Source organism: Microcella sp., assembly GCF_025808395.1.
GTDB lineage: Bacteria > Actinomycetota > Actinomycetes > Actinomycetales > Microbacteriaceae > Microcella.
In genome coordinates, this window is the sequence record NZ_CP075524.1 from 1681459 (window position 1) to 1693678 (window position 12220).

General features: G+C 68.6%; 8 protein-coding genes, 1 tRNA gene and 1 other RNA gene. 3 read left to right on the forward strand and 7 right to left on the reverse strand.

The window, feature by feature from the left end; genetic code table 11:
* Positions 1-4 precede the first annotated feature (4 nt).
* The 6 genes from KIT89_RS08190 to pta all read right to left on the reverse strand — a co-directional run bounded on the left by KIT89_RS08190 (position 5) and on the right by pta (position 8578).
* Positions 5-1060: an aspartate-semialdehyde dehydrogenase gene (locus KIT89_RS08190; protein ID WP_297600130.1), complete on the reverse strand. Its 1056-nt coding sequence runs from the start codon at positions 1058-1060 to the stop codon at positions 5-7.
* 37 nt (positions 1061-1097) lie between these two features.
* The gene (locus KIT89_RS08195) at positions 1098-2363 is read right to left on the reverse strand and encodes an aspartate kinase (RefSeq protein ID WP_297600133.1); all 1266 of its coding nucleotides are present in this window, start codon (positions 2361-2363) and stop codon (positions 1098-1100) included.
* Positions 2364-2529: 166 nt separating this feature from the next.
* The gene (recR, locus tag KIT89_RS08200) at positions 2530-3129 is read right to left on the reverse strand and encodes a recombination mediator RecR (protein ID WP_297603943.1); all 600 of its coding nucleotides are present in this window, start codon (positions 3127-3129) and stop codon (positions 2530-2532) included.
* 1 nt (position 3130) lies between these two features.
* Entirely contained in the window at positions 3131-5254 is a 2124-nt protein-coding gene (locus KIT89_RS08205; RefSeq protein ID WP_297600136.1) for a DNA polymerase III subunit gamma and tau, read from the reverse strand.
* Between the two features lie 49 nt (positions 5255-5303).
* Positions 5304-6425, reverse strand: a complete 1122-nt coding sequence (locus KIT89_RS08210; protein WP_297600139.1) for an acetate/propionate family kinase — start codon at positions 6423-6425, stop codon at positions 5304-5306.
* A complete protein-coding gene (pta, locus tag KIT89_RS08215) occupies positions 6425-8578 on the reverse strand; it encodes a phosphate acetyltransferase (protein ID WP_297600141.1) in 2154 nt (717 codons plus the stop codon). The genes KIT89_RS08210 and pta overlap by 1 nt, the downstream gene beginning before the upstream one ends.
* 163 nt (positions 8579-8741) lie before the next feature.
* Between pta and KIT89_RS08220 the strand changes: the two genes are divergently transcribed.
* Positions 8742-10229 carry an FAD-dependent oxidoreductase gene (locus KIT89_RS08220; protein ID WP_297600143.1) on the forward strand — a complete coding sequence of 496 codons (1488 nt, stop codon included), beginning with the start codon at positions 8742-8744 and terminating at the stop codon, positions 10227-10229.
* 16 nt (positions 10230-10245) lie between these two features.
* On the opposite strand, the gene ffs is transcribed toward KIT89_RS08220, so the two are convergent.
* An RNA gene (gene ffs / locus KIT89_RS08225) (signal recognition particle sRNA small type) lies at positions 10246-10342 on the reverse strand.
* 54 nt (positions 10343-10396) lie between these two features.
* On the opposite strand from ffs, the gene KIT89_RS08230 reads away from it, so the two are divergent.
* Both KIT89_RS08230 and KIT89_RS08235 read left to right on the forward strand, forming a co-directional pair.
* A tRNA-Ser gene (locus KIT89_RS08230) sits at positions 10397-10481 on the forward strand.
* Between the two features lie 108 nt (positions 10482-10589).
* Positions 10590-12218: an MFS transporter gene (locus KIT89_RS08235; RefSeq protein WP_297600146.1), complete on the forward strand. Its 1629-nt coding sequence runs from the start codon at positions 10590-10592 to the stop codon at positions 12216-12218.
* Positions 12219-12220: the final 2 nt, after the last annotated feature.

A 12220-nucleotide genomic window follows, 5' to 3' on the forward strand; every position in this document is an offset into this window, starting at 1 on the left:
GCGGCTACGCGGCGACGACGAGCTGCGCAGCCACCAGCTCGGCGAGCTGCACCGCGTTGAGCGCTGCGCCCTTGCGCAGGTTGTCGTTGCTGATGAACATCGCGAGGCCGCGGCCGTCTGGCACTCCCTCGTCGGCGCGGATGCGACCGACCAGAGACGGGTCGACTCCGGCGGCGTCGAGCGGGGTGGGAACATCTGCCAAGGTCACGCCCGCAGCGTTTGCCAGAAGCTCGCGCGCGCGCTCGGGGCTCAACGGCCGTTCGAACTCTGCGTTGATCGAGAGCGAGTGGCCCGTGAAGACGGGCACGCGCACGCACGTGCCGCTCACCAGCAGATTCGGCAGCTCGAGAATCTTGCGGCTCTCATTGCGCAGCTTCTTCTCTTCATCGGTCTCGCCGAGGCCGTCGTCGACGAAGCTGCCCGCCTGAGGAATCACGTTGAAGGCGATGTGGGTCGGAAACTTCTGGGCGTCGGGCATCGACACAGCGCGCCCGTCGCGCACGAGGCCGATCGCGTCTTGCGCGACCGCGGCCGTCGCCTGCTCGAGCAGCTCTTCGCCGCCCGCGAGCCCCGCACCCGAGACCGCCTGGTAGGTGCTGACGATGAGTCGCCTGAGACCCGCTTCGGCGTCGAGCACCTTGAGCACCGGCATGGCCGCCATGGTCGTGCAGTTGGGGTTGGCGATGATGCCCTTCGGCGGGTTCGCGAGGGCGTGCGGGTTCACTTCGGCGACCACGAGGGGCACCTCTGGGTCCATTCGCCAGCCGCTCGAGTTGTCGATGACGGTGACGCCCGCGGCGGCGAAGCGGGGCGCCTGCGCCTTGCTGGTCGTGGCGCCGGCGCTGAAGATCGCGATGTCGAGACCGCTCGGGTCGGCCGTCGCGGCGTCTTCGACGGTGATCGGAGTGCCATCGAAGTCGATGGTCGTTCCGGCGCTGCGCGCGCTCGCGAAGAAGCGGGTGCTCGCCAAAGGCATCGCGCGCTCGATCAGCAGCTGCCGCACGACGGCGCCGACCTGGCCAGTGGCGCCGACGACGCCGAGGTTCACGGGGGTGGTCATGAGGGTCAATCGTACTCGGGGCGCTCGCCGCGTGACGCTAGCGGCCGGTGCCCGCGTAGACGACGGCTTCAGCCTCGCCGTCGAGACCGAATGCCGTGTGCACGACCTGCAGCGCCTGGTGAAGGATGTCGGCGCGCATGACGACCGAGATGCGGATCTCTGAGGTGCTGATCATCTCCATGTTGATGCCCGCATCTTTGAGCGCCGTGAAGAGCTGAGCAGACACGCCCGCACTCGTGCGCATGCCACCGCCGATGACCGACAGCTTGCCGATCTGGTCGTCGTAGCCGAGCGCTTCGAACCCGAGCGTCGACTGGGTCGCGCGCAGAGCGGTGAGCACCTTCTCGCCGTCGCTCTTCGGCAGGGTGAAGCTGATGTCGGTGCGGCCCGTCGTCGCCGCCGACACGTTCTGCACGATCATGTCGATGTTGGCGCCCGTCTCGGCGACGATCGTGAAGATGTCTGCTGCCATGCCCGGGGTGTCGGGAACCCCGGCCACAGTGATCTTGGCTTCACCCAGGTCGCCGGCGACTCCGGTGATGATCGGCTCTTCCATGACTTCTCCCTCTTTCGGGGTGACGACCCACGTGCCTTCATTGTTCGTGAACGAACTGCGCACGTGCAGCGTGACGCCGTGGCGTCGAGCGAACTCGACGGCGCGAATGTGCAGCACCTTCGCACCCGCCGCAGCGAGCTCGAGCATCTCTTCGGTGGTGACGGTGTGCACCTTGCGGGCGTGCTTCACGATGCGCGGGTCTGCGGTGAACACTCCGTCGACGTCGGTGTAGATCTCGCACACCTCGGCCCCGAGCGCCGCAGCGAGGGCGACGGCGGTCGTGTCGCTGCCACCACGGCCGAGCGTGGTGATGTCGCGGCTGTCACGGTTGAAGCCCTGAAAGCCTGCGACGATCGCGATCGCACCGTCGTCGAGCGCCTCACGCACGCGCACGGGGGTCACGTCGACGATGCGAGCGGCGCCGTGCCGGGCATCGGTGATCATGCCCGCCTGGCTGCCCGTGAACGACCGTGCGTCGTACCCCATGCTCTTGATCGCCATCGCGAGCAATGCCATCGAGATGCGCTCACCCGTCGTGAGCAGCATGTCCATCTCTCGCGGCTCAGGAAGCGGAGACACCTGGTAGGCCAAGTCGATCAGCTCGTCAGTGGTGTCGCCCATCGCGCTCACGGCGACGACGACCTCGTTGCCGGCCTTGCGCGTCTCGACGATGCGCTTCGCGACCCGCTTGATGCTCTCGGCGTCTGCCACCGACGACCCACCGAACTTCTGCACGATGAGGCTCACGGCGGTTCTCCTGGCGGGGCGGGGACGGATGTCGATGGCGGCGGGAGCTGTGTGGATGCGCGCCCGCGGCGACGGCGCGACGGCGGTGACGAGCCTTGAGCCTCGATTCTACTGCTGAGGGATGCCCGCCGCGGCATGCAGCGCTTCACCGTGCGCTGCTCAGCGCTCAGTGCTCGACGGTGCGACGACCTTCGAATGCACGGCCCAGCGTGACCTCGTCGGCGTACTCGAGGTCTCCGCCGACGGGCAGACCGCTCGCCAGCCGCGACACTCGCAGGCCAGGCTGCACCAGCAGACGGGTGAGATAGGTAGCTGTCGCCTCTCCTTCGAGGTTGGGATCGGTGGCGATGATGACTTCGGTGACGGTGCCGTCGTTGAGCCGCGTCAGCAGCTGCGCGATGCGCAGATCGTCGGGGCCGATGCCGTCGATCGGGCTGATCGCCCCGCCGAGCACGTGGTACAGACCCCGGAACTCTCGGGTGCGCTCGATGGCGACGACGTCTTTCGCCTCTTCGACGACGCAGATCGTCGTCGGACTGCGTCGCACATCGCGGCAGATCGAGCACTGCGCCTCTTCGGCGACGTTGCCGCAGATCTCGCAGAACCGCACCTTCTCGCGCACGTCGACGAGCAGCTGGGCGAGGCGCCCGACATCGAACGACTCGGTCTGCAGTATGTGAAACGCGATGCGCTGCGCCGACTTCGGCCCGATGCCGGGCAAGCGCCCGAACTCGTCGATGAGGTCTTGAATGATGCCGTCGTACACGTCAGCCTTCGTCTCGGAATGGGTCGGGAGCATCAGCGCTCGACGGTCGGTCGAGGTCGACGGGGCCGGCCGGCGTGCTGACGCTCGTCGATGAGACCGGCGACACCGTCGGCTCGAGCACCTCTTCGAGCAGGAAGGTCGCGCCGAGCACTTCGCGCACGACGGCTTCGCCGTACCGTTGACGACCAGCGGCCTCAGCAGGATGCTGCCCTGCGGGCTTCGGCGCTACGGCGGCCTCTGCGATGGGCTCGGTCGACTCGGTCGACTCAGGCGGAGTCTGCTGAGCTGATGCTGGCTCGGTCGCCGCCGGCTCGGCGGAGGCTGAAGGCCGGGGCGTCGGAGGGGTGGATGCCGACTCTTGCTGCCCGACGCTCGCCGTATCGGTCGTCGACCGGGGAATCGGTGCGACGACCCAGTCGGTCACCGCTGCGGCTGGCACCGTCGGCGCGGGAGGGCCAGGGTCACCCGGCGCTCGGGTTGCGGCAGGGTCGGGGTCTGAGGCCGCGTCAGCGGGGGCATCGGTCGCTGAAGAGGGGGTGGCCGCCTCTGAACGCGCGACGTCACGCTGCCCGGGCTCGACCCTGATGCGAAACTTCACTCGCACGCCCGTCACCCGCTCGATGGCGGCTCGAACATGCTCACTCACACTGTCGGCGGGTGCGGCGCGTTCTTTGAATGCGGCGGCATCTGCTTCGCTCGTGAAGCTGATCGTGAGAACGTCTTCGTCGAGGGCTGCCGGCGTGGTCGCGAAGACGACCGTCCACGAGCTGCGCTTGACCTGCTGCACAGCATCGAGCACGGCGGGCCAGGCCTCGCGCACGGCATCAATCGTGAGGGGTGCGCGGGCGGGAGTCGGCTCGGCCGCCACCGCGGGCTTCGGCGAGGCGACGTCGGGAACTGCGGGTTTCGGTGCAGCGACGTCGGGAACTGCGGGTTTCGGCGCGGGCAGGTTCTGCGGGGGTGCAGCGGCTGGTGCCGCGCTTGCCGGGGCAGCAGCGACAGGCGCCTTCGGCGCCTCGTCGCCACCGAGTGCGACGAGCACCCGGGCGGTCATGAGTTCGAGGTGCAGGCGGGGCGAGGTCGCTCCGGTCATCTCGGTGAGCGCACGGTTGACGACGTCGGCTGCTCGAGAGAGCTCGGCCGGTGCGAAACCGTCGGCCTGGTCGCGCATGCTCTGCAGGTCGACGTCGGGGATTCCGTGCAGCACGGTCGCCGCGTTGTCGGCGGTGGCCTGCACGACGATGAGGTCGCGCAGGCGTTCGAGCAGGTCGTCGACGAATCGTCGCGGGTCTTGACCCGTCTGAATGACCCGGTCGACAGCAGAGAATGCTGCAGCCGCGTCTCTCGCCGAGATCGCGACGACGACCTCGTCGAGCAGCGCGCCATGCGTGTAGCCGAGCAGGGCCACGGCGCGCGCATAGGTGACGGTCGACTCGTCGCTGCCGGCGATGAGCTGATCGAGCAGCGACAGCGTGTCGCGCACCGAGCCGCCGCCCGCGCGGACGACGAGCGGCAGAACGCCCGGCTCGATGGTGACCTTCTCGCTGTCGCTGAGCTGCTGCACGTAGTCGAGCAGCTGCGCCGGCGGCACAAGCCTGAACGGGTAGTGGTGCGTGCGCGAGCGGATCGTGCCGATGACCTTCTCGGGCTCGGTCGTGGCGAAGATGAACTTGATGTGCTCTGGTGGCTCTTCGACGATCTTGAGCAGAGCGTTGAAGCCCTGCGGAGTCACCATGTGGGCTTCGTCGAGGATGAAGATCTTGTAGCGATCGCGGGCTGGCGCGAAGACGGCTCGTTCACGCAGGTCTCGAGCATCGTCGACACCGTTGTGGCTGGCGGCGTCGATCTCGACGACGTCGAGCGAGCCGCCGCCGTCACGGCCGAGCTCGACGCAGCTCGGGCAGACTCCGCACGGGGTGTCGGTGGGGCCTTCGGCGCAGTTGAGGCAACGAGCCAGAATGCGGGCGCTCGTCGTCTTGCCGCAACCTCGGGGCCCGCTGAACAGGTAGGCGTGATTCACGCGGTCGCCGCGCAGCGCTGCGCGCAGCGGGTCGGTCACGTGACTCTGGCCGATGAGCTCGGCGAACGTCTCGGGCCGATAGCGGCGATAGAGGGCGGTGACCACGTGCCCAGCGTAGTCGTCACCTCTGATGCTCGGGCCGGGCATCCCCGCCTCAGTGAACGAGGCGCGAGGCGGCGTGCGCGATGGCGAGCTCTTCGTCGGTGGGCACGACGAGCACCGCGATCGGCGCATCGTCGGCCGAGATCACGCGGGCGTCTCGAGAGCGCGCGGCGTTGCGGTCTGCATCGATCTCGAGCCCCAGGTGACCGAGGCCGTCGAGCGCGCGCGCCCGCAACGACGACGAGTTCTCGCCGATACCGGCGGTGAAGACCACGGCATCGAGCCCGCCCAGCTGAGCGAGGTAGGCCCCGACGTAGTGCCGAATGCGGTGCGCCCAGACGTCGAGCGCGAGCGCAGCATCCGCGTCGCCCGCCTCGAACGCCGCTTCGACGTCTCGCATGTCAGCCGAACCGGTGAGCCCGACCATGCCGCTGCTCGCGTTGAGCACGGAGTCGAGTTCGGTGCCCGAGAGGCCAGAGCGCAGCAGGTGCAGCAGCACGCCGGGGTCGACGTCACCCGAGCGCGTGCCCATCACGAGGCCCGCCAAGGGCGTCAGCCCCATCGAGGTGTCGATCGAGCGACCAGCGTCGACCGCGGTCACCGACGAGCCGTTGCCGAGGTGCAGCACGATGAGCTTGAGCGTCTCGAGCGGGCGGTCGAGTAGGGCAGCGGCGCGCTCGGCGACGAACTGGTGGCTCGTGCCGTGAAAGCCGTAGCGTCGAATGCCGTGCTCGGCGGCCACGCCCCGGTCGATCGCATAGGTGTATGCCGCTGGCGGCATCGATTGGTGGAAGGCGGTGTCGAAGACGGCGACATGCGGCACATCGGGCAAGGCGAGGCGAGCGGCTCGGATGCCCGCCAGGTTCGCCGGGTTGTGCAGCGGCGCGAGCGGCACGAGGGCTGCGATCGCCTGCTCGACCTCGTCGTCGATGCGCGTCGGTGCCGTGAAGCGCGAGCCGCCGTGCACCACCCGGTGCCCGACTGCGGCGATCGACGCGGCGTGCGAGCCGAGGCGCTCGAGCACGAGCCGCATGCCAGCCTCGTGGTCGACCGCGTCGCCACCGTCGTGCCCGATGCGCTCGAGCAGCCCCGAGAGCACGACGTGCTCGGTCTCGACGTCGACGAGCTGATACTTGATCGAGCTCGAGCCCGAGTTGACGACGAAGACGCGCACTAGCCCACGCCCCCGATGGTCGAGATGGGGGTGGTCGGGGGCGGCGGTGTGCGCTGCGCCTGAATCGCCGTGATGGCGACGGTGTTGACGATGTCGTTCACGAGGGCGCCGCGACTGAGGTCGTTGACGGGCTTGCGCAGCCCCTGCAGCACTGGCCCGATTGCGACGGCCCCGGCCGAGCGCTGCACTGCTTTATAGGTGTTGTTGCCGGTGTTGAGGTCAGGAAACACGAAGACGGTCGCGCGCCCCGCCACCGACGAGCCGGGCATCTTCGAGGCGGCGACACTGGGCTCTGCTGCCGCGTCGTACTGCATCGGCCCGTCGACGAGCAGCTCGGGAGCCCGCTCGCGCACGAGCCGCGTCGCCTCACGCACCTTCTCGACGTCGTCGCCCGACCCCGATTCGCCCGTCGAGTACGACAGCATCGCGACGCGCGGTTCGATCGCGAACTGCGCCGCAGTGCCGGCCGAGCTGATCGCGATGTCGGCCAGCTGTGTCGCCGTCGGGTCTGGCACGACCGCGCAGTCTCCGTAGACGAGCACCCGGTCAGACAGCGCCATGAGAAACACGCTCGAGACGATGCTCACTCCCGGATCGGTCTTGATGATCTCGAAGCTCGGCCGAATGGTGTGCGCCGTCGTGTGGGCGGCCCCCGAGACCATGCCGTCGGCGAGGCCGAGGTGCACCATCATCGTGCCGAAGTAGCTGACATCGGTGACGACGTCTCGCGCCGTCTCATAGGTGACGCCCTTGTGCGCCCGCAGCGTCGCGTATTCGTTCGCGAATCGTTCGCGCAGCGCCTCATCGAACGGGCTCAGGATGCTCGCTGCACCGAGCTCGAGCCCGAGCTCGGCCGCGCGGGCCCGAATCGCCTGCTCGTCTCCGAGAATCGTCAACTCGCACACGCCGCGCTGCAGCAGGGTGCTGGCCGCGCGCAGCACGCGGTCGTCGTCGCCTTCGGGCAGCACGATGTGCTTGCGGTTGCTGCGCGCGCGCTCGAGCAGGTCGTGCTCGAACATGAGCGGCGTCACGACGTCGGGCCTCGTCACCTCGAGGCGGTCGAGCAGCGCTCCGGCGTCGATGTTGTTCTCCCAGAGGCTCAAGGCCGTGTCGTACTTGCGCTGGCTGTCGGCGGCGAGCCGGCCGCGAGCATCCATCATCGCCAGAACGGTGTCGTAGGTTCCGGTGTCGACGGTGATGATCGGCAGGCTCGGGTCGAGCCCGTCGATGAGGTTCTGCACGGCGTCTGGCGTCTCGAAGCCGCCGTAGAGCACGATCGCCGCGATGCTCGGAAAGGTCTCGCTCGTGTGCGCCATGAGCACGGCGAGCAGCACGTCGCTGCGGTCGGCCGGCACGAGCACGATCGAGCCCTCGGTGAGCCGGGGCAGCACGTTCTCCATGCTCATCGCCGCGACGACCGCGCCGAGCACTTCGCGCTGCAGCAGCTCGGCGTCGCCCCGCACGAAGGTGCCGCCGCAGGCCTGCATGACAGCCGCCACAGTGGGGGCGATGAGGAATCGGTCTTCGGGTATTGCGCCCACCATCGCATCGGGGGCGAGGGTCGCGAGGGTGCTGACGATCTCGTCGAGCCGTTCGGGGTCGGCGCGGTTGGCGATGATGCCGAGCAGCTGGGCGTGCTCGTGCTGCAGCTCGGCGATGGCCACCTCGCCCGCGCGTCGAAGATCGTCGGCCGAGCGCGCCCCCGGGTCGGCGAGCCCTCGGCCGCTCGTCTCGCTCGAGTCGCGCCCTCCGAGCACGAGCAGCACGGGTGCGCCCAGGTTGGCAGCCGCTCGAGCGTTGACGCTCAGCTCGGTGGGGCTCGAGACGTCGGTGTAGTCGCTGCCGACGATGACGACCGTGTCGCACTGCTGCTCGACGAGGTGAAAGCGATCAACGATCTCGGCGAGCGCCGCATCGGGGTCGGCGTGCACCGCGTCATACCCCACGCCGATGCTGTCGTCGTAGCCGACCACGACGCCGTTGTGGGCGAGCAGCACTTCGAGCACGTAATCGCGCTCATCTCGTGAGCGCGCAATCGGCCGGAACACCCCGACTCGTTGCCCGCGTCGCGAGAGCGCGTCGATGACCCCGAGGGCCACGGTCGACTTGCCCGAGTTGCCTTCGGCTGAGGTGATGTAGATGCTGCTCGACACGGGGGTCAGCCTAGGGCGGTGGGCTGGGCGCGCCCAGAGCCGATGGTCCCGTCGACAGCTCGACGCATGCAGTGCTCGCACACTCCCGGTCGTCGCGCAAGCCCCTGACAGCGACCATGCGAGCCGCTTAGCGTCGAGGCACCGTTCGAGAGAGGAAGCCCAGATGTCATCGCTCTGGCTCGACCGCGCTGCCGCCATCGAGACCGACCCGTTCGAGCCCGAGAGACGCTACGACGTCGTCGTCGTCGGCGCCGGACTCACCGGACTCACGAGCGCGCTGCTGCTCGCACGCGCCGGGCGTCGGGTGGCGGTGCTCGAGGCGCGCTCGGTGGGGGCCGTGACCACAGGCAACACGACGGCGAAGGTGTCGTTGCTGCAGGGGTCGCACCTGCAGAGCATCCGTCGGCACAGCGGCCGCACGATTCTCGATGCCTACGTGCGTGCGAATCGGGCGGGCTTCGACTGGCTGCTGGGGTACGCCGACGAGCACCGCATTGCGGTGCAGCGCCGCTCGGCCGTCAGCGTCGCCCTGACGAGTGCCGGAACCTCGACCGTCCAGCGTGAATTCGAGGTCGCCCGCGACATCGGGCTACCGGTCGAGCTCGCCTCTGCCAGCGACCTGCCCCTGCGCACCTACGGCAGCGTCGTGCTGCCCGACCAGGCGCAGTTCGATCCGCTCGACGTGCTCGCCGCCATGACGGCAGAGCTTCGATCGCTCGGCGGCGTGGTCGTCGAGGGCGTTCGCGTGACGTCAGTGGTCTCTCGCCACGAGCCCGCTCGTGTCATCACCTCGAGTGGCGAGGCCAGTGCGAGCACCGTCGTCGTCGCCACGGGCACCCCCGTGCTCGACCGCGGCCTCTACTGGGCGAAGGTCAGCCCGCATCGCTCGTACGCCACCGCCTTTCGGGTGCCCGGCGCCCTGCCGACCGGCATGTACCTCAGTGTCGATGATCCGACGCGGTCGGTGCGCACCGCGCCCGACGGCGACGGAGGCGAACTGCTGCTCGTCGGCGGCAATGGGCACACGGTGGGGCGCGCCGACTCGCCAGCGGCGCTGCTCGACGAGCTCACCCGATGGACCACCTCGCACTGGCCGGGCGCCGAGCGCACCCACGTCTGGAGCGCGCAAGACTATGCGACCCCCCACCGAGTGCCCTACACCGGGTGGATGCCTCGCGGCTCGGGCCGCGTCTACCTCGCGACCGGCTACGACAAATGGGGCATGACGAACGCCGTGCAGAGCGCGCTGCAGCTGACCGCCGCCATCACGGGCGACGACGCCCCCGACTGGGGCCGCACGCTCGGTCGACGCATCACCACACCCCTCGCGCTCGCCTCCGGCATCGGCACCAACGCCGCCGTCGGCTGGTGGTATGCGAAAGGCTGGGCCAGGATGCTCGCCTCGCGGCTGCCCGCCGACCGACCCGCCGAGGGCGCAGGCTCTGTGGGCATGGCCGAGGGGCGCCCCACGGCAGAGTCGACGGTCGACGGCGCGACGTGCCGAGTGTCGGCGCTGTGCACGCACCTCGGCGCGGCCCTCAGCTGGAACGACCTCGAACGATCGTGGGATTGCCCTGCACACGGTTCGCGCTTCGCCGCCGACGGCACACTGCTGGAGGGGCCGGCGACGCGAGACCTCGCGCGGCGCTGAGCGGGCATCCCGCAACGAAAAGGACCCCTCGCGCACCCGCCAGAGCCTGGTTACCCTTGCTGCATTTCTGCCCTGGGGGAGTTGGCCTGGATGGCGCCACGCGAGGAGCCGCCTCCAGTTTACGGGTACGATTGCCCGAGTCGCGCGGCCTCGCTGCACGACCGCCTGGAGGATTCGCCTAGTGGCCTATGGCGCACGCTTGGAAAGCGTGTTGAGTGCAAGCTCTCAGGGGTTCGAATCCCCTATCCTCCGCTCTCAGAGTTCTAGCGATGAAAGACTCTCGCCAAGGGGCGCCCGCGTGGGGCATGATGAGCGCAGAGTGCGCATGATCATGCGTGCCGGAGCCGGAGGTCTCGCCCCATGTCTGCAGGTTCAGTCGTCGAGACCAGGTCGTCCTGGCTCCCTCTCATCGTCGTCATGCTGGCCCAGGTGCAATTGGCGTTCAACGCCTGGAACGTGTCGATCACCGGCATCACCGAAGACCTCGGCATCTCGCCGACCACGGTCGGTCTGGCGAACACCGCGAGCACCTTCGCCGTGTCTGCCTTCCTGCTGCTCGGCGCCAAGATCACGGCGAAGATCGGCCCCGTGCTCGCCTTCCGCATCGGTGTCATCATTCCCGCGCTCGCCGCGATGCTCATCGCGACCGCGCAAGACGGCTCGGTGCTCTTCATCGCGCAGTCGATCACGGGTGCGTCGAACGCCATCACCCTTCCGGCACTGACGATCATCATCGCGGCGAGCTTCCGCGGCAAGCAGCAGGCTTCGGCGATCGGCTACTTCGCAGCGAGCATCCCGCTCGCCCAGGTGGTCTCGCTGCTCATCGCCGGCCAGTTCGCCTCGACCATCGGCTGGCGCTGGTCGTTCGTGCTCGTGGCGTCGATCGGCCTGCTCAACTTCGCGCTCAGCTTCTTGCTCAAGCCGGTTCCGCCGCAGAAGAACCTCATCGTCGACTGGACGGGCGGCGTGCTCGCCGCGACCTCGATCATCTTGATCAGCTTCGGCATGAGCGTCATGAACGACTGGGGCCTGCTCACCGCGACGGGCAACGCGCCGATCTCGATCGGCGAGTTCTCGGTCGTGCCGTTCTTCTTCGTCGCCGCCGTCATCTTCGCGCAGCTCTTCCTCAGCCGCACACGCAAGCGCATGGCCGAGCAGCGCGTGCCGCTCGTCAACCTCGACATCGTGCGTGAGCCCGGTGAGCGCGCCACCGTGTGGGTCATGGGCCTCATGCTGTTCGTCGGCACCGCGGTGAGCTTCTTGATGCCGCTCTACATGCAGGTCGTGCAGGGCTTCGTGGGCATCCAGGTGTCGTTCGCGGTCATTCCGTACACGATCTCGATCTTCATCGCGAACACGCTCGTCGCACGGCTCTACGGCCGGTTCGCTCCGCGCTCGATTGCGAGCGTGAGCATGACGGTGGTGGCGCTAGCCCTCGTGTGGCTGTCGTTCACGATCGCGAACGACTGGGGCCAGGCGTCTGTCGTGCTCGGGCTGATCGTGCTCGGACTCGCCCAGGGCTGCGTCGTCGCCCTCGTGTTCAACTCGCTGCTGACCTCGGCTCCGGCCGAGAATGCGGGCGACGTCGGCGCCATCCGCGGGCTCACGCACAACCTGTCGGGCAGTGCGGGCATCGCGGTCGCGTCGGCGTTCGCCGTCGGCCTGCTCACCTCGAGCGCCTACGCGGCCGCGAACGACTCTGAGGTGTTCACGCCCGAGATCGTGCAGCAGATCAACTTCGACAACGTGAACTTCTTCACCAATGCCCAGCTCGAGCAGGTGCTCACCGAGCGCACCGACGCGACCGAGGCCGAGATCGCCTACGCGGTCGAGCAGTTCACCGAGTCACGCCTGAACGCGCTGCGCACCACGATGCTCGTGCTGGGCGGGCTCGCCGCGCTCGCGATCGTGCCCGCGCGCCGCATGCCCGGCTTCCAGAAAGAAGACCTGTTCGTCGGCTACCCCGAAGACCAGGAGCGCAAAGACTAGAT

Coding starts and splice junctions, on each gene's coding strand:
- KIT89_RS08190 (WP_297600130.1), bottom strand. CDS start 1,060: ATGACCACCCCCGTGAACCTCGGCGTCGTCGGCGCCACTGGCCAGGTC.
- KIT89_RS08220 (WP_297600143.1), top strand. CDS start 8,742: ATGTCATCGCTCTGGCTCGACCGCGCTGCCGCCATCGAGACCGACCCG.
- KIT89_RS08235 (WP_297600146.1), top strand. CDS start 10,590: ATGTCTGCAGGTTCAGTCGTCGAGACCAGGTCGTCCTGGCTCCCTCTC.